The sequence below is a fragment of the Streptomyces sp. NPDC104367 genome, from assembly GCF_055583825.1.
The window spans coordinates 159,159-176,652 of the sequence record NZ_JBVJND010000012.1 but is presented as its reverse complement, the minus strand read 5'-3'; the positions used below and the strand labels follow the sequence as shown (position 1 = coordinate 176,652).

Here is a 17,494-nt window from a genome sequence, read left to right as displayed (position 1 = left end):
GGCGGCCTCCCGGCGCGCATTAGGCTGGGAGGCTGACCGTCCCCGTGCGCAGGAGTGAAATGGCCGTCAACCTGGTCAATGTCGAGAACGTCAGCAAGGTCTACGGCACCCGGGCCCTGCTCGACGGCGTCTCGCTCGGCGTGTCGGAGGGCGACCGCATCGGTGTGGTGGGCCGCAACGGCGACGGCAAGACCACCCTCATCCGGATGCTCGCCAAGCTGGAGGAGGCCGACACCGGCCGCGTCACGCACTCCGGCGGACTGCGCCTCGGCGTCCTCACCCAGCACGACTCCCTCGACCCCGAGGCCACCGTCCGGCACGAGGTCATCGGCGACATGGCCGACCACGAGTGGGCCGGCAACGCCAAGGTCCGCGATGTCCTCACCGGTCTCTTCGGCGGCCTGGACCTGCCGGGCTTCCCCAAGGGCCTGGACACCGTCATCGGCCCGCTCTCCGGCGGCGAGCGGCGGCGCATCGCGCTCGCCAAGCTGCTCATCGAGGGCCAGGACCTGCTCGTCCTGGACGAGCCCACCAACCACCTCGACGTCGAGGGCATCTCCTGGCTGGCCCGGCACCTGCGCGAGCGCCGCTCGGCCCTCGTCTGCGTCACCCACGACCGCTGGTTCCTCGACCAGGTCTGCACCCGCATGTGGGACGTGCAGCGCGGCGCCGTCTACGAGTACGAGGGCGGCTACTCCGACTACGTCTTCGCCCGCGCGGAGCGCGAGCGGATCGCCGCCACCGAGGAGACCAAGCGGCAGAACCTGGTCCGCAAGGAGCTGGCCTGGCTGCGCCGCGGCGCTCCCGCGCGCACCTCCAAGCCGCGCTTCCGGGTCGAGGCCGCCAACGAGCTCATCAAGGACGTGCCGCCGCCGCGCGACACCTCCGAGCTGATGAAGTTCGCCTCCTCGCGGCTCGGCAAGACCGTCTTCGACCTGGAGGACGTGACCGTCCAGGCCGGCCCCAAGGTGCTGCTCAAGCACGTCACCTGGCAGCTCGGCCCCGGCGACCGCATCGGCCTGGTCGGTGTCAACGGCGCCGGCAAGACCTCGCTGCTGCGCGCCATGGCCGAGGCCGCGCGCACCGAGGGCGAGACGCAGCCGGTGGGCGGCCGGGTCGCCGTCGGCAAGACCGTCAAGCTCGCCTACCTCTCCCAGGAGGTCGCCGAACTCGACCCCGCCACCCGGGTCCTGGAGGCCGTGCAGCAGGTCCGCGAGCGCGTCGACCTCGGCAAGGGGCGGGAGATGACCGCCGGGCAGCTGTGCGAGACGTTCGGCTTCAGCAAGGAGAAGCAGTGGACGCCGGTCGGCGACCTGTCCGGCGGTGAGCGCCGCCGGCTCCAGCTGCTCCGGCTCCTCATGGACGAGCCGAACGTCCTCTTCCTGGACGAGCCCACCAACGACCTCGACATCGAGACCCTCACCCAGCTGGAGGACGTCCTCGACGGCTGGCCCGGCTCGATGATCGTCATCTCCCACGACCGGTTCTTCGTCGAGCGGACCACCGACCGCGTCTTCGCGCTCCTCGGCGACGCCGCCCTGCGGATGCTGCCGCGCGGCATCGACGAGTACCTGGAGCGCCGTCAGCGCATGGAGGAGGCGGTCGCCGCCACCGCGGTGGCCCCCAAGGCCCCCTCCGCCGAGCGGAGCGCCGCCGACCAGCGTGCCGCCAAGAAGGAGCTCCAGAAGATCGAGCGTCAGCTGGACCGCGTCTTTGAGAAGGAGACCAAGCTGCACGACCAGATCGCCGCCAACGCCACGGACTTCGCCAAGGTCGCCGAACTCGACGCCCAGCTCCGCGACCTCGCCGCGGAGCGCGAGGAACTGGAGATGCGCTGGCTGGAACTGGCGGAGGACGCGTAACGGGAGCACGCGCCGTACCGGAGGGCGTGAGGAGAGGCGTGCACGCCCCACCTCACGCCCTCCGCCGTTCCCTTCCGCTCCCCTCTGCTCCTCACGCCCTCTGGAGCCCCCTCCGCCGTCCCGTTCACCGGCGGGAATCAGACGCGCACGCACCTCATGTCACGGCGCGCGCAACCCGCCCCCGCGCCCCCTCCCGCCCCTCCCCTCCCGTGCCGAACCTCCTTGCGTGCGCTCGGTGCAGGGGGCGTGAAGGCGCGTAACGGGGGCATCACGGGGCGGTTCTCCCTTGGGAACAGCGGGAGACGCGGGCCCATGGCCTGTCGGTGCCGAGTGATAGAAAGGTCGGTCTGAGAACTGCCTGAGAACGACCTGGGGGTCTGTCAAGAACCTCGGGGCGTGGCTAAAAATCAGTGAACGAGGGGGAAGAGCGCTGATGACTCAGCCGCCCAACCAGCCGCCGCAGGGCGGTTTCGGAGCGCCGCAGGACCAACCGCCGCCGGGGGGTGGATTCGGCGCACCGCAACAACCGCCCGCGCAGGGAGGCTTCGGACCGCCCCCGAGTACGCCCCCCGGCGCACCCGGTGCCCCGGGCGCCCCCGGTACGCCCCCGCCACCACCCCAACCGCCCCACGCGCCCCCGGTCGCGCCCCCGCAGCCCCAGCCCGGCTACGGCTACCCGCAGCAGCCCGCCTCCGGTCCCTACGCGCAGCCGGGCCCGTACGGCGCGCCCGCGGGCTCCCCGGGCCCGTACGGACAGCCGCCGCAGCCCGGTTACGGCTATCCGCAGCAGCCGCAGTACCCCGGCGGACCCGGCACGGTCGCCGTGCCCGGCGGCGGTGGCGGCGGCGGTCCGTTCAAGGGAAAGCCCGCGCTGATCGTCGCGGCGGCGGTCGCCGGTCTGCTGGTGGTCGGCGGCACGGTGTACGCCGTCACCCGGGACGGCGGTGCGAAGACGGACGTTCCCGCGGCCGCGTCCGACGACCCCAAGGCCTCCGGCACCGACACCCCGGTCAACCCCGGTGACGGCAGCGGTGACGGCGCCTCGGACCCGGAGAACCTCAACGAGGGCCGCAAGTCCGGCGAGGCCAAGGTGCTCTGGTACAAGACGGCACCCGACGCGCCCGCGTCCGGCGCCGACGCCCCCGGCATGTGGATCACCGGCAAGACGGCGGTGAAGGCCGCCTACAAGCAGGTCTTCGCCTACGACGTGGCCGGCGGCGACCCGACGTGGAGCCCGATCACGTTCCCGCAGAAGATCTGCGCGGTCACTCCCCAGAAGTCGGCGGACGACAAGGTCGTCGTGGCGTACATGAACGGCACCAGCGACCGGGCCAAGTGCAACCAGCTCCAGGAGATCGACCTCGACACCGGCAAGAAGGGCTGGACTGCGACCGTCGCCGACGGCGGCCTGTTCGACAGCGCGATCAGCATCGAGCTGACGATCAGCGGCAAGACGCTGATGGTGGGCCGTTCCCAGTCCGGCACGGCGTACGACCTCGGCAGCGGCGACAAGCTGTACGACAAGGAGAAGTACGGCGCGTCCTGCTTCCCGACGGCGTTCGCGGGCGGCACGGACCGGCTGGTCGAGGTGGCGTCCTGCGGCGCCGGCGGCAGCGACGAGCACGACGAGATCACGGAACTCGACCCGGCCACCGGCAAGGTCAGGTGGACCCAGCCGGTGAAGAAGGGCTGGACGGTCGAGCGGACCTACTCCGTCGACCCGCTCGTGGTCTACATGACCAACGAGGACAAGAAGGCCTGGAACATCTCGACGCTGGACGACAAGGGCGAGTTCCGCTCCGAGGTGAAGGTCGACGAGAAGTTCGCGCCCCAGTGCGGCTGGGCGATCCTCGCCCGTGACCTCCAGGGCTGCCAGGGCGTGGCCGCCGACGCCGACACCCTCTACCTGCCGACGGACGTGAGCAGCGGCGCCAACGAGATCGTCGCGATCAGCCTCGCCGACGGCAAGGCGAAGTGGCGGGTGAAGTCGCCGACGGACGAGTCGATGTACCCGGTCAAGGTCGAGGGCGGAAAGCTCGTCGCCTACGTGCGGCCGTCGTACGACACGGGCGGCCGGGTCGTGTCGGTCCCGACCTCCGGCTCCACCCACACCACGACCAAGCTGCTGCAGAACCCGGAGCACACCGCCGACATCGAGGACGGTTTCTACGACGGCGCGTACGACTGGGTCGACGGCCGTTTCTACATCTCGTCCACGCGGCTCTCCGGCAGCGACGACGCGAAGGAGAAGCTGATGATGGCCTTCGGCAACTGAGCGGGCCCCGCACCGTCCCGCACAGCGCAGTCCCGGTCCCGCACGGCGCCGTCCCGCACCGCGACATCCCGCGACATCCCGCGGCACACGCCGGACCGCGCCGGACCGGGCCGTGCGCACCATGCGCCACCGTGCCGTCCCGCGGCCCGCGCCGTCCCCGGCCGTCCCCAGCCGTCCCTCACGCGTCCTTCGAGGTAGCCCCGTCATGACCCAGCCGCCCCCGCCCCCGCCCAACCAGCCCCCGCAGCAGCCCGGTCCCGGCACGCCCGTCGGCCCGCCGCAGACCCCGCCGAAGCCGCCGCAGACCCCGCCCCAGCCCCCGGCCCCGCAGCCCGGCTACGGCTACCCGCAGCCGCCCCAGCCCCCGGCCCCGCAGCCGGGTTACGGCTACCCGCAGCAGCCCCCGCAGCCCGGCTACGGCTACCCGGGGCAGCCCCCGGCGCCGGCCCCGGGCCCGAACCCGTACGCCCAGCAGCCGCCCACCACCCCGATGCACAACCCCTACGCCCAGCAGCCCGGTCACGGCTACCCGGGCGGCCCCGGCACGCCCCCGCCCGGACAGCCCTGGCAGTCCGGTCAGCCGGGGCAGCCGGGCGGCGGGACGTCCGGCGGCAACAAGGCCGTCCTGCTGATCGTCGTCGCGGCGGTCGTCGTGATCGCGCTGATCGTCGGCGGCGGCATCTGGTACGCCAAGTCCTCCGGCGGCGACGGCAAGAAGGACGACACCGCCAGCTCCAGCGGCGGCACCGGCGGTACCGGCGGTGAGGACGCGAAGGGCGACTCGGGCGGCACGACCGGCAAGGGCACCGAGAAGGTGCCCGCCGACCCCTCCTCCAAGGTCCTCTTCGAGGTCCCGCTGCCCACCGCGAAGGACACCACCGTCACCGCCGGCTCCTGGCTCACCGACAAGGTGTACGCCAAGAGCGGCGTCGCCCAGATCGTCGGCTACGACCCCGACTCGGGCGCCAAGCTGTGGACGATCCCGCTGCCCGGCCCGGTCTGCCGCGCCACCGGCCATGTCAACGAGGACGGCAGGACGGCGATCGTCTTCCAGCCGAAGATGCCGCCCAAGGGCTCCTCGGCGGGCTGCACCCAGGTCGCGGGCATCGACCTGAGCACCGGCCGCAAGCTGTGGACGCAGCAGATCAAGTCCGGTGACATTCCGGTCAACTTCAACAACGTGACGGTCTCCGACAACACCGTCGCGGTCGGCGGCACCAGCGGCGGCGCGGCCTTCGACCTCGCCTCCGGCAAGGTCCGCTGGCAGCCGAAGTCCGGTGACAGCTGCTACGACGCCGGTTACGGCGGCGGCAGCAAGCTGGTCGCGGTCCGCAAGTGCGGCAGCGGCGACTCCGGTCAGCTGCACATCCAGACCCTCGACCCGGTCTCCGGGAAGGTCGAGTCCGACTACACGATGACCACGGGCATCGACTACGCCAGCGTCGTCTCGACCGACCCGCTGGTGGTGGCCGCCGACGTCAACGACAGCGCGGGCGACGGCAGCGGCTTCTCGGACGTCTTCTCGGTCGACGGCTCGACCGGCAAGCTGCGCACGCGCATCAGCACGCCGGGCGCCTCGTACGCGGCCCGCTGCGACAACATCTACGAGCTGGAGAACTGCAAGGGGGTCACGGTCGGCAACGGCCGGATGTACCTGGCCACCGAGGAGCACGACGGCAGCGGGGAGTACTCCCGGACCAACGAGATCGTCGCCTTCGACCTGGCCACCGGCAAGCAGACCGGCCAGCGCGCCGACGCCGGGAACGACTACACGATCACCCCGCTGCGCATGGACGGTCCCGACGTGATCGCGTACAAGAGGGGTCCGTACAACAAGGGCGGCCAGGTCGTCAGCATCGACGGCGGTTCGTTCAAGGAGACCAAGCTGCTGGAGAACCCGGCGACCACGGCGGTCAAGGCGGTGGAGACGAGCATGTCGCCCGACTACTCGGAGTTCCTCTACTCCCAGGGCCGCCTGTACATGTCGGCCGTGTACGCCCGCACCGCGAGCACGTCGACCGGCAAGGAGTACCTGGTCGCGGCGTTCGGCGCGCAGGGCTGACGTCCGCGAGCACCCGGTCCCGTCCGGTCCCGTCCCTGCTCAGGGGCGGGGCCGGACGCGTACCGCACCACACCCGCTCTTCACCCTCGAATGAGAGAAAAGCAAGAGATTCGTCCGATCCGGGGCAGTTCTCATGAGTAGGGGCAGCGCGACGTCGAACAAGCGTGTAGCTTCCGGGGGCATGAAGGACGAGGTGCCGGGGGGCCCTCTGTCCATGTGGACCAGTGGGCATCCATAGTGGGGCATCCATTGGGGGGACTGGGGGGTTGCTCTATGGGAGTGCGGCTCATGGTGGTCGACGACCACCGGCTGCTCGCCGAGGCGCTGGCCTCGGCGCTGAAACTGCGGGGCCACCGGGTGCTCGCGGCGGCGGCACCGGCGGCGGGCGCGGCCGAGCTGGTCATCACACGGGCGCCCGAGGTGTGCCTGCTCGGTACGGCGGCACCGGCCGAGCCGGGGATCTTCGACCCGGTGGTGCGGATCAAGAAGGAGCGGCCCCAGGTCGCGGTGCTGGTGCTCGGCCCGGTGCCGTCCCCGCGGGGCATCGCGGCGGCCTTCGCCGCGGGCGCGTCCGGGTACGTACGGCACGACGAGCGGATCGAGGGCGTGGAGCGGGCGATCATGAAGGCGCGGGCCGGGGAGGCCGCCGTGGCGCCCGCCCTCCTCCAGGGCGCCTTCAGCGAACTCCTCAACCCGGCCGCCCAGCCCGACGACGAGGGCCAGCGCCTCCTGCAGATGCTCACCCCGAGGGAGGTCGAGGTCCTGGTGCGGGTCGCCGACGGCGAGGACACGAGACTCATCGCCGCCGGCATGGGCATCGCCCCGAGCACGGCCCGCACCCATGTGCAGAGGGTCCTGATGAAGCTGGGCGTGGGGTCGCGGCTGGAGGCGGCGGCACTGGCCGCGCGTACCGGGCTGCTGGACCGGGCGGGGCCCCTCAACGGCGGTACCGAGACGCCCCGCTAGGGACGCGGGGCCGCGCCGGTGTCCGGCCGCTCCTCCGTCCCGGACGCCGGGGGCGGCGGGGGCGGTGTCGGCCGCAGCTTCAGCCACACCAGGAAGAACACCCCGAGCAGCAGCATCCCGATGCCCGTCCACAGGTTGATGTTGATCCCCTGCGCCTTGTCGATCTCGGCCTGCGAGTCGGTGATCCCGGCGATCGTGACGATGACGCCGTACACGACGAACAGGCCGCCGATGATCCGCCGCAGGTCGAAGATCCGCGCGGCGGTCGCGGACCTGCTCTCCAGCTCGGTGACCTCGCGCTGGACGTCCTGCTCGGAGTAGTGGAATCCGGGGTGCCCGGAGTCGTCGGTCATGGTTCCTCCATCCTCCCGCGGCCGGGACTAGAACGAGAACGGGATGTAGCAGAGGGCGGCCAGGATCACCGCGCCCCAGCCCAGCAGCGCCGGCCTGCGGTACCAGGCCTCGTCGCCGGGCGCGGGCGGCTCGGCCATGCCGGGGGACCGGGTGCCGTAGACCAGGCCCTCCAGCTCGGCGGCCGGCCTGGGCGCGGTGAACAGGGACACGATGACCATCACCACCGCGCCGGCGACGAAGCCGGCGATCGCGGAGACGAAGTTGGCGCCCTGGTCGGAGGGGATGGCGATGATGTCCCTCTTGTAGAGGACGAAGTAGTTGACCATCGCGGTCACCGTTCCCGCGAGCAGCCCCCAGAAGCCGGACTTCGCCGAGGCGCGCTTCCAGAACATGCCGACGATGAAGACGACGAACATCGGCACGTTGAAGAAGGAGAACAGCGTCTGGAGGTAGCTCATGATGTTCGAGAACGACGAGGCGAGGAACGCCGTGCCGACCGAGGCGCAGACGCCGATCACCGTGATCAGGCGTCCGAAGCGCACGTAGTACGCGTCCTCCCGGCCCCTGACCACGTACTTCGCCCAGATGTCCGTGGTGAAGACGGTGTTGAAGGACGACACGTTGGCGGCCATGCCGGCCATGAAGGCCGCCAGCAGGCCGGTCACCGCGATGCCGAGCACGCCGTTGGGCAGCAGCTGGGACATCAGGTACGGGATCGCGTCGTTGTACTGGAGGTCGGAGCCGGCGGTGCCGATGCCGGGCACGACGGCGGCGGCGACCAGGCCCGGGATCATCACCAGGAAGACGATGAAGATCTTCGGGTACGCGGCGATCAGCGGGGTGCGCTGGGCGGCGGAGAGGTTCCTCGCCGACAGGGCGCGCTGGACCTCGGCGAAGTTCGTCGTCCAGTAGCCGAAGGAGAGCACGAAGCCGAGGCCGAGGACGATGGTCAGCCAGTTCGCGCCGAGCGGGTTGGGGGAGCCGATGCCGGTGCCGCCCCAGGCGGTGGTGAAGTGGTGGCCGTGGGTGACGGTGAGCTTGTCGACCAGGCCGTTCCAGCCGCCGACCTTCTTCAGACCGAGCACGGACAGCGGGATGAGGGCGGCCAGGATCACGAAGAACTGGAGCACCTCGTTGTAGATGGCCGAGGAGAGACCGCCCAGGGTGATGTACGCGAGCACGAACGCGCCGGCGACGACGATCGCCACCCACTGCGGCCAGCCCAGCAGCGCCTCGACGACGATCGCGAGGGCGTACAGGTTGACGCCCGCGATCAGGATGGCCGCGAAGGCGAACAGGATCGAACTCAGCAGGTGTGCGGCTCTGTCGAAGCGGAGCAGCAGCATCTCGGGGACCGAGCGGACCTTGCTGCCGTAGTAGAAGGGCATCATCACCAGGCCCAGGAAGACCATGGCCGGGATGGCGCCGATCCAGTACCAGTGCACGGTGTACGCGCCGTACTGCGCGCTGTTGGCGGCCATGCCGAGGATCTCGGTGGCGGCCAGGTTCGCCGAGATGAACGCGAGGCCGGTGATCCAGGCGGGCAGCGAACGCCCGGAGAGGAAGAAGTCGAGGGTGGTCTTCACCGAGCGGCGGGCCGCGAAGCCGATGCCCAGGACGACGACGAAGTAGATCGCGAGGATGACGTAGTCGAGGCCGTTGGTGGGGAGCCGCAGCTCCGCCGCGAGCGTTGTGGGGGTTACGGGGGCATTCATGGGGTTCTGCACCCGGTAATTCAACACTTTCGTTGTCTCACCTTGATTGATTGCAATGTTGACTGGCGTGGTGAGTTGTGTTTTGGTGTGTTCGGTTCTGTTTGATGGTTGGCTGACTCGAACAACGCTCGAAATTCGGGAGTCCGCAGTGAAGAAGACCTCGACCCGGCTGGCCGACGGTCGCGAGCTCATCTACTACGACCTGCGGGACGACACCGTGCGGGACGCGGTGGACCACCGGCCGCTGGAGCGGACGCACACCACCTCCGAGGTCCGCCGCGACCCGCTGCTCGGCGACCGGGTCGCGATCGCCTCGCACCGGCAGGGCCGCACCTACCACCCGCCGGCCGACCAGTGCCCGCTGTGCCCGACCCGGGGCGAGCGGCTGAGCGAGATCCCGGACTCGTCGTACGACGTCGTGGTCTTCGAGAACCGTTTCCCCTCGCTGGCCGGCGACTCCGGGCGCTGCGAGGTCGTCTGCTTCACCTCGGACCACGACGCGTCCTTCGCCTCCCTCTCCGAGGAGCAGGCGCGGCTCGTGCTGGAGGCCTGGACGGACCGGACGTCGGAGCTGTCGCATCTCCCCTCCGTCGAGCAGGTGTTCTGCTTCGAGAACCGCGGCGAGGAGATCGGCGTGACGCTCGGTCACCCGCACGGCCAGATCTACGCCTACCCCTTCACCACCCCGCGCACCGCCCTGATGCTGCGTTCGCTCGCGGCCCACAAGGAGGCCACCGGCGGCGAGAACCTCTTCGACGCCGTCCTGGAGCGTGAACTCGCCGGCGAGCGGGTCGTCCTTGAGGGTGAACACTGGGTCGCCTTCGTGCCCTACGCGGCGCACTGGCCCTACGAGGTCCACCTGTACCCCAGGCGCCGGGTCCCGGACCTGCTCGGGCTGGACGAGGCGGCGCGCTCAGAGTTTCCCCAGGTTTATCTGGAACTCTTGAGGCGCTTCGACCGTATCTTCGGTGAGGGTGAGCCCCCCACGCCCTACATCGCCGCCTGGCACCAGGCGCCGTTCGGGACGCTGGAGGAGTTCGAGGGTGTCACGCGCGACGACTTCGCACTTCACCTCGAGCTTTTCACCATTCGCCGAACGACCGGCAAGCTGAAGTTTCTCGCGGGTTCCGAATCCGGCATGAGCGTGTTCATCAACGACGTGCCGCCGGAGCGCGCGGCCGAGCGACTGCGAGAGGTAGCGAGTTGATGAAGTACCTGGTGACGGGCGGGGCGGGGTACGTCGGCAGCGTGGTCGCCCAGCACCTGCTGGAGGCGGGCCACGAGGTCACCGTCCTCGACAACCTCTCCACCGGCTTCCGGGCGGGCGTCCCGGCGGGCGCCGCCTTCGTCGAGGGCGACATCCGCGACGCCGCCAAGTGGCTCGACTCCTCCTACGAGGCGGTGCTGCACTTCGCCGCGTTCTCCCAGGTCGGCGAGTCGGTCGTGAAGCCCGAGAAGTACTGGGACAACAACGTCGGCGGCACCATGGCGCTGCTCGCCGCGATGCGCGAGGCCGGCGTGCGCAAGCTCGTCTTCTCCTCCACCGCGGCCACCTACGGCGAGCCGGAGCAGGTCCCGATCGTCGAGACCGCCCCGACCTCCCCGACCAACCCCTACGGCGCCACCAAGCTCGCCGTCGACCACATGATCACCGGCGAGGCCGCCGCCCACGGCCTGGGCGCGGTGTCGCTCCGCTACTTCAACGTGGCCGGCGCCTACGGCGCGCAGGGCGAGCGCCACGACCCCGAGTCGCACCTGATCCCCCTGGTCCTCCAGGTCGCGCAGGGCCGCCGGGACGCCATCTCCGTCTTCGGCGACGACTACCCGACGCCGGACGGCACCTGCGTCCGCGACTACATCCACGTCGCCGACCTGGCCGACGCCCACCTGCTGGCCGTCGCGGCCGCGCGGCCCGGCGAGCACCTGATCTGCAACCTCGGCAACGGCGAGGGCTTCTCGGTCCGCCAGGTCATCGAGACGGTCCGGCAGGTCACCGGCCACCCGATCCCCGAGGTCGTGGCCCCCCGCCGGGGCGGCGACCCGGCCGTCCTGGTCGCCTCGGCGGCCGCCGCCCGCGAACAGCTGGGCTGGAACCCGACCCGCGCGGACCTCGCGGGGATCGTCGCGGACGCCTGGGAGTTCGCGCAGCACATCGCAAGGGAGCAGTAAGTGGGGGCAGTTTTGGGCGCCGCACAGCAGGTCGCAGACGCCTTCGAGGAGCTGTACGGCACGGCTCCCGACGGTGTGTGGGCGGCCCCGGGCCGGGTCAACCTGATCGGCGAGCACACCGACTACAACGACGGCTTCGTGATGCCGTTCGCGCTGCCGCACGTGACGACGGCCGCGGTCGCGCGCCGCGCCGACGGCGTGCTGCGGCTGCACTCCTCGGACATCGAGGGCGGCGTCGCCGAACTCTCCCTGGACGCGCTCGAACCCGGCACCGACCACGACTGGACGGCCTACCCGGCGGGTGTGTTCTGGGTGCTGCGCGAGGCCGGCCACCCGGTCACCGGAGCCGACGTCCACCTGTCCTCCACGGTGCCGACCGGTGCGGGCCTGTCCTCCTCCGCGGCCCTGGAGGTGGTGATCGCCCTCGCCCTCAACGACCTCTACGGACTGGGCCTGCAGCGCTGGCAGCTGGCCCGCCTGTGTCAGCGCGCGGAGAACGTCTACGTGGGCGCCCCGACCGGCATCATGGACCAGACGGCGTCGGCGTGCTGCGAGCAGGGCCACGCCCTGTTCCTGGACACCCGCGACCTCTCGCAGAAGCAGATCCCCTTCGACCTCGCGGCCGAGGGCATGCGCCTGCTGGTCGTCGACACCCAGGTCAAGCACGCCCACAGCGGCGGCGAGTACGGCAAGCGCCGCGCGGGCTGCGAGAAGGGCGCCGCCCTGCTGGGCGTGGACGCCCTGCGGGACATTCCCTACGGCGAACTGGACGCGGCGCTGGACCGCCTGGGCGACGAGGAGGAGGTACGGCGCCTGGTCCGCCACGTCGTCACCGAGGACCAGCGCGTCGAACGCGTCGTGGCGCTCCTGGAGGCCGGCGACACCCGCGCCATCGGGCCGCTCCTCACCGCGGGCCACGCCTCCCTGCGCGACGACTTCCGGGTCTCCTGCCCGGAGCTGGACCTGGTCGTCGAGACCGCCCTCTCCTCCGGCGCCCTGGGCGCCCGGATGACCGGCGGCGGCTTCGGCGGCTCGGCGATCGTCCTCGCCGAGGCGGCCGACGTCGACACCGTCACCAAGGCGGTCGAGGAGGCCTTCGCGGCGGCCGGCTTCACGCCCCCGCGGGTCTTCGAGGCGGTGCCCTCGGCGGGGGCGCTCAGGGCGGTCTGAGCCTCAGCCCAACCGTTTCACCAGCGTGTACTCGGTGATCCCCGGCGGGTAGTCGGGGATCACGCACACCACGTCGTAGCCCTGCTTGCGGTAGAAGTCCGGGGCCTGGAAGTCCCAGGTCTCCAGCCGGGCGCCGGTGCAGCCGCGGTCGTTCCCGGCGATGCGCTCCGCCTCGGCCAGCAGCCGCCCGCCCAGGCCGGCGCCGCGGTGCCGGCCGTCCACCCACAGATAGGTGACGTGCAGCCAGGACGCCCAGGTGTGGCCGACCAGTCCGCCCGCCAGCCGGTCCGAACTCCCGTCCGTCGCCCACAGGTGCAACGGCACTTCGCGTTCGGCCGGGGTGCCGCGCAGGGCCGCGAGCACGGGGGACGCCGCGGTGTTCGTCTCCAGCAGCCGCGCGCGGAGCAGATCTCGCCGTTCCTTGTCGACTTCCGCCTCAATACGAAACATGCGGCACACCATAAACGCGTCGGCCGGGCAGTTCTGCAAATCGGCTTCCGCTCCGGGCCCCCTTCCGTACCCTGAAGAGCAGTACCGGTGGGGGCCGGTGCAGATCAGGGGGCGAGACAAGTCGGGTACGACGCCCGCGGTGGGGGTAGCTGTTCAGGCACGGCGGCGGTCGTGCGGATCCGTCCTCCCGCGGGTGTCGTGTCCGCGCTGTTCGTCGTTCTGAGGACCTTGGGGTATCCCCTGCTCGTGAAGAGCCTGGGGAAGGGGGTTTCGTGGTTCGCATCCGAGTTCTGGTCGTCGACGACCACCGTATCTTCGCCGAGTCGCTCGCCGCGGCACTGGCCGCAGAGCCCGACGTCGACGTGTCCGCGGCCGGCAGCGGTCCGGCGGCGCTGCGCTGCCTGGAGCGCGCGGTCGCCGAGGGCCGCCGCTACGACGTGCTGCTGGTCGACGCCGACCTGGGCGGTCAACTGCCCGGCGGCCGGCCGGCCGTGCCGGTCCAGGCGGGCAACGAGGACGGCCTGGTCGACGGGATATCACTGGTCGCGGGCGTGCGCTCGGCCCAGCCCGCCGTCCGTGTCGTCGTCCTCGCCGAGAAGGACGACCCCCGGCGCGCGGCGCTGGCCCTGCAGGCCGGCGCCTCCGGCTGGGTCGCCAAGGACTGCTCGCTGTCCCGGCTGCTGAGCGTCATCCGGGGCGTGCTGCGCGACGAGACGCATCTGCCGCCCGCCCTGCTCACGGGCGTCCTGCGGGAGTTGACGGCCGCCCGCAAGCACCGCACCGAGAGCGAGCGGCTCGTGGAGTCCCTCACGCCGAGGGAGCGGGAAGTGCTCCGGTGCATGGTGGCGGGGCTGGGGCGCAAGGCCGTCGCCGAGCGCCTGTTCCTGTCCCCGCACACCGTCCGCACCCATATGCAGAACGTCCTGGGCAAGCTGGGCGTCCACTCCACCCTCGCCGCCGTGGCCCTCGCCCGCCGCGCGGGCGTCGGGCCCGTGGACCTAACCGGGGATGTTGTCGAACGGGGCGGTCAGCTGGCGTAGCAGGCCGGCGAGTTCGGCTCGTTGGGTGCGGGAGAGTTCGGCCAGGATCGCCCGTTCCTGAGCGAGGAGTCCGGCCAGGGCCTGGTCCGCCCGGTCCTGGCCCTCCTCGGTCAGCCGCACCAGCACGCCCCGCCGGTCGCTCGGGTCCGGCAGCCGTTCCACCAGGCCCTTCTTGGTCAGCCGGTCGATGCGGTTGGTCATCGTGCCCGAGGTGACCAGGGTCTGGGTCAGCAGCTGCCCGGGGGAGAGCTGGTAGGGCGTGCCCGCGCGCCGCAGCGCGGTCAGCACGTCGAACTCCCAGGGCTCCAGGCTGTGCTCCGCGAAGGCCAGCCGACGTGCCCGGTCCAGGTGCCGGGCCAGTCGGCTCACCCGGCTGAGCACCTCAAGCGGTTCCACGTCGAGGTCCGGGCGCTCCCGGCGCCACGCAGCCACCAGCCGATCGACCTCGTCCTCCATGGCGATCAGTGTAGTGGTTGTGTCGACATGAAGTCTCTTGATGTCGAGTCTCTTGACATCAAGAGATGTGAGGCGGGAACGTGGTCCGTATGACCTCTCCCACCTGGGACCCCGCCCAGTACCTCCGCCACGCCGGCCACCGCGCCCGCCCCTTCGCCGACCTCCTCGCCCGCGTCCCCGACCTGCCCGCCCCGTTCGCTGCGGGCCGTCCCCGCATCGCCGACCTCGGCTGCGGCCCCGGCAACATGACCGCCCTGCTCGCCGAGCGCTGGCCCACCGCGCACATCGTCGGCTACGACAACTCGCCCGAGATGCTCGACAAGGCGACGGCGGAGCACGAGGGGCCCACGGCGGGCGGCGGCCGCCTCGACTTCTCCTACGCCGACGTCGGCGCCTGGGCGCCCGAGGGGCCGTACGACCTGATCATCAGCAATGCCACGCTCCAGTGGGTCCCCGGGCACGCCGAGCGCCTCGCCGACTGGACCGCCGCCCTCGCCCCCGGCGGCACCCTCGCCTTCCAGGTCCCCGGCAACTTCACCGCCCCCAGCCACCGGCTGATGCGCGCCCTCGCGGACTCCGCGCGCTGGCGGGACCGCCTCGCGGGGGTCCTCCGCCACGACGAGGCCGTGCTCGCGCCCGAGGCCTACCTGGAGCGGCTGGCCGGCCCCGGCCGCACCGCCGACGTCTGGGAGACCACCTACATCCACCTGCTCACCGGCCAGGACCCCGTCCTCGACTGGGTCAGGGGCACCGGACTGCGGCCCGTCCTCACCGCCCTCGCCGACGACCCCGCGGCCCGGGACGCGTTCGTCGCCGAGTACCGCGCGGCCCTGCGCGAGGCCTACCCGGCCGGACCGCACGGGACCCCGTTCCCGTTCCGCCGCGTCTTCGCCGTCGTCCACCTGCGGGAGGTCTGATGCTCGTCGCCGTCGACCACGTCCAGCTCGCCGTGCCACCGGGCTGCGAGGACCTGCTGCGCGCCTACTACGCCGGCCTGCTGGGGATGACCGAGATCCCCAGGCCGCCCGCGCTCGCGGCCCGCGGCGGCTGCTGGTTCCGGGCCGGGGCGGTGCAGCTGCACCTCGGCGTCGAGGCCGCCTTCCGGCCGGCGCTGAAGGCCCGTCCCGGACTGCGGGTCGCGGACCTCGACGCCTGCGCCGGACGGCTGGAGGCCGGCGGCGCCGCCGTCTGGAACGACGGCCTCCCCGGCCGCCGCCGTTTCCACTCCCACGACCCCGTCGGCAACCGCCTGGAGTTCCTGGAGCCCACGGCCGCCGGCTAGGCCTTGCGGTGTCCTATCAGGCGGGGCTTCTGCTCCAGACCGTCCAGGCCGTGCCAGGACAGGTTGACCAGGTGGGCGGCGACCTCCGACTTCTTCGGGCGGCGCACGTCCAGCCACCACTGGCCGGTCAGCGCGACCATCCCCACCAGCGCCTGCGCGTACAGCGGGGCCAGCTTGGGGTCGAAGCCGCGGGACTTGAACTCGCGGCCCAGGATGTCCTCCACCTGGGTGGCGATGTCCGAGATGAGGGACGCGAAGGAGCCCGTCGACTGCGGGATGGGGGAGTCCCGGACCAGGATCCGGAAGCCGTCCGTGTACTCCTCGATGTAGTCGAGGAGCGCGAACGCGGCCTGCTCAAGGAGCTCCCGCGGATGGCCGGCCGTGAGGGAGCCGGTCACCATGTCCAGCAGCCGCCGCATCTCACGGTCGACCACCACCGCGTACAGCCCCTCCTTGCCGCCGAAGTGCTCGTACACCACCGGCTTGGAGACCCCGGCCTTCGCCGCGATCTCCTCCACCGACGTGCCCTCGAAGCCCTTCGCGGCGAAGAGGGTGCGACCGATCTCCAGCAGCTGCTGGCGGCGCTCCGCCCCGGTCATACGGGTGCGTCGAACCCGCCGCTGCTTGTCGGGACTGGGGGTGCTGGAGTCGGTGGCCACGCTGTCAATCATGCCGCCTTGACGGCGTCCGTCCCCCGCCGGGAGTCCTCTTCCCCGGTGTTCCGGCGTGAATCGATACGTGAGCGTGACGGCCAGCGCACGTCGTAGGCCCATCCCAGCCGCTCGCACCAGCGGATGATCCGCGCGGAGGAGTCCAGCTGGCCCCGCTCCACACCGTGCCGCGCGGAGGTCGGGTCGGCATGGTGCAGGTTGTGCCAGGACTCGCCGCACGACAGCACGGCCAGCCACCACACGTTCCCCGAACGGTCGCGCGACCTGAACGGCCGCTTGCCCACCGCGTGGCAGATCGAGTTGATCGACCACGTCACATGGTGCAGCAGCGCCACCCGCACGAGTGAACCCCAGAAGAACGCGGTGAACGCGCCCCACCAGGACATCGTCACCAGACCGCCGACCAGCGGCGGCAGCGCCAGCGACAGCATCGTCCAGTAGACGAACTGGCGGGAGATCGTCCGGATCGCCGGGTCCTTGACCAGGTCCGGCGCGTACTTCTCCTGCGGGGTCTGCTCCTCGTCGAACATCCAGGCGATGTGTGCCCACCACAGGCCCTTGAGCAGCGCCGGCACGGTCTCCCCGTACCGCCACGGCGAATGCGGGTCGCCCTCGGCGTCGGAGAACTTGTGGTGCTTGCGGTGGTCGGCGACCCACCGCACCAGCGGGCCCTCCACCGCCATCGAGCCCGCGACCGCCAGCGCGATCCTGAGCGGCCGCTTCGCCTTGAACGAGCCGTGCGTGAAATAGCGGTGGTAGCCGATCGTCACACCGTGACAACCCAGGTAGTAGAAGAACACCAGCAGGCCCAGGTCGAGCCAGCTCACGCCCCAGCCCCACGCCAGCGGCACCGTCGCCAGCAGCGCGAGGAACGGCACGACGATGAACAGCAGCAGGGTGATCTGCTCGATCGAGCCCTTCCGCTCGCCGCCCAGGGTGGCGGACGAGAGCGGGGTGTCGGCCGGATTCCGGGCGTCTTCGATCACATCGGAACTAGACGAGGTCATGCGCGTCCCCTGTGG

Annotated in this window: 16 protein-coding genes; 10 read left to right on the top strand and 6 right to left on the bottom strand. The window is 71.4% G+C overall.

Annotated elements, in window-relative coordinates; all coding sequences use genetic code 11:
* Window positions 1-59 precede the first annotated feature (59 nt).
* The 4 genes from ACZ619_RS19995 to ACZ619_RS19980 all read left to right on the top strand — a co-directional run bounded on the left by ACZ619_RS19995 (window position 60) and on the right by ACZ619_RS19980 (window position 7,165).
* On the top strand, window positions 60-1,862 hold the full coding sequence (locus ACZ619_RS19995; RefSeq protein ID WP_469600394.1) for an ABC-F family ATP-binding cassette domain-containing protein: 1,803 nt from the start codon (window positions 60-62) through the stop codon (window positions 1,860-1,862).
* Between the two features lie 433 nt (window positions 1,863-2,295).
* Complete coding sequence (locus ACZ619_RS19990) at window positions 2,296-4,137, top strand: outer membrane protein assembly factor BamB family protein (RefSeq protein ID WP_469600392.1); 1,842 nt, start codon at window positions 2,296-2,298, stop codon at window positions 4,135-4,137.
* Between the two features lie 205 nt (window positions 4,138-4,342).
* Window positions 4,343-6,199, top strand: coding sequence for an outer membrane protein assembly factor BamB family protein (locus ACZ619_RS19985; protein ID WP_469600388.1), 1,857 nt, complete (start codon window positions 4,343-4,345; stop codon window positions 6,197-6,199).
* Between the two features lie 273 nt (window positions 6,200-6,472).
* Window positions 6,473-7,165 carry a helix-turn-helix transcriptional regulator gene (locus ACZ619_RS19980; RefSeq protein WP_469600387.1) on the top strand — a complete coding sequence of 231 codons (693 nt, stop codon included), beginning with the start codon at window positions 6,473-6,475 and terminating at the stop codon, window positions 7,163-7,165.
* On the opposite strand, the gene ACZ619_RS19975 is transcribed toward ACZ619_RS19980, so the two are convergent.
* Both ACZ619_RS19975 and ACZ619_RS19970 read right to left on the bottom strand, forming a co-directional pair.
* The gene (locus ACZ619_RS19975; protein WP_469600384.1) at window positions 7,162-7,518 is read right to left on the bottom strand and encodes a hypothetical protein; all 357 of its coding nucleotides are present in this window, start codon (window positions 7,516-7,518) and stop codon (window positions 7,162-7,164) included. The genes ACZ619_RS19980 and ACZ619_RS19975 overlap by 4 nt on opposite strands.
* A gap of 27 nt (window positions 7,519-7,545) precedes the next feature.
* On the bottom strand, window positions 7,546-9,234 hold the full coding sequence (locus ACZ619_RS19970; protein WP_469600382.1) for a sodium:solute symporter family protein: 1,689 nt from the start codon (window positions 9,232-9,234) through the stop codon (window positions 7,546-7,548).
* Between the two features lie 148 nt (window positions 9,235-9,382).
* Between ACZ619_RS19970 and galT the strand changes: the two genes are divergently transcribed.
* Genes galT through galK form a run of 3 tightly spaced genes read left to right on the top strand, consistent with a single transcriptional unit; the run spans window position 9,383 to window position 12,573 of the window.
* Window positions 9,383-10,441 (top strand): galactose-1-phosphate uridylyltransferase, encoded by a 1,059-nt coding sequence (galT, locus tag ACZ619_RS19965; protein WP_469600379.1) that lies wholly within the window; start codon window positions 9,383-9,385, stop codon window positions 10,439-10,441.
* Entirely contained in the window at window positions 10,441-11,403 is a 963-nt protein-coding gene (galE, locus tag ACZ619_RS19960) for a UDP-glucose 4-epimerase GalE (protein ID WP_469600377.1), read from the top strand. The genes galT and galE overlap by 1 nt, the downstream gene beginning before the upstream one ends.
* Window positions 11,404-12,573, top strand: a complete 1,170-nt coding sequence (galK, locus tag ACZ619_RS19955; protein WP_469600374.1) for a galactokinase — start codon at window positions 11,404-11,406, stop codon at window positions 12,571-12,573.
* A gap of 3 nt (window positions 12,574-12,576) precedes the next feature.
* On the opposite strand, the gene ACZ619_RS19950 is transcribed toward galK, so the two are convergent.
* Window positions 12,577-13,035, bottom strand: a complete 459-nt coding sequence (locus tag ACZ619_RS19950; protein ID WP_469600371.1) for a GNAT family N-acetyltransferase — start codon at window positions 13,033-13,035, stop codon at window positions 12,577-12,579.
* Window positions 13,036-13,295: 260 nt separating this feature from the next.
* Between ACZ619_RS19950 and ACZ619_RS19945 the strand changes: the two genes are divergently transcribed.
* Entirely contained in the window at window positions 13,296-14,063 is a 768-nt protein-coding gene (locus tag ACZ619_RS19945; RefSeq protein ID WP_469600368.1) for a LuxR C-terminal-related transcriptional regulator, read from the top strand.
* Here ACZ619_RS19945 and ACZ619_RS19940 read toward each other — a convergent pair.
* Window positions 14,022-14,519: a MarR family winged helix-turn-helix transcriptional regulator gene (locus ACZ619_RS19940; RefSeq protein ID WP_362320803.1), complete on the bottom strand. Its 498-nt coding sequence runs from the start codon at window positions 14,517-14,519 to the stop codon at window positions 14,022-14,024. The genes ACZ619_RS19945 and ACZ619_RS19940 overlap by 42 nt on opposite strands.
* A gap of 89 nt (window positions 14,520-14,608) precedes the next feature.
* On the opposite strand from ACZ619_RS19940, the gene ACZ619_RS19935 reads away from it, so the two are divergent.
* Both ACZ619_RS19935 and ACZ619_RS19930 read left to right on the top strand, forming a co-directional pair.
* Window positions 14,609-15,436 carry a trans-aconitate 2-methyltransferase gene (locus tag ACZ619_RS19935; protein WP_469600366.1) on the top strand — a complete coding sequence of 276 codons (828 nt, stop codon included), beginning with the start codon at window positions 14,609-14,611 and terminating at the stop codon, window positions 15,434-15,436.
* Window positions 15,436-15,801: a VOC family protein gene (locus ACZ619_RS19930; protein ID WP_469600363.1), complete on the top strand. Its 366-nt coding sequence runs from the start codon at window positions 15,436-15,438 to the stop codon at window positions 15,799-15,801. The genes ACZ619_RS19935 and ACZ619_RS19930 overlap by 1 nt, the downstream gene beginning before the upstream one ends.
* On the opposite strand, the gene ACZ619_RS19925 is transcribed toward ACZ619_RS19930, so the two are convergent.
* Complete coding sequence (locus ACZ619_RS19925; protein WP_469600359.1) at window positions 15,798-16,472, bottom strand: TetR/AcrR family transcriptional regulator; 675 nt, start codon at window positions 16,470-16,472, stop codon at window positions 15,798-15,800. The genes ACZ619_RS19930 and ACZ619_RS19925 overlap by 4 nt on opposite strands.
* Entirely contained in the window at window positions 16,469-17,479 is a 1,011-nt protein-coding gene (locus ACZ619_RS19920) for an acyl-CoA desaturase (RefSeq protein ID WP_469600356.1), read from the bottom strand. Before ACZ619_RS19920 ends, ACZ619_RS19925 begins: the two co-directional genes overlap by 4 nt.
* Window positions 17,480-17,494: the final 15 nt, after the last annotated feature.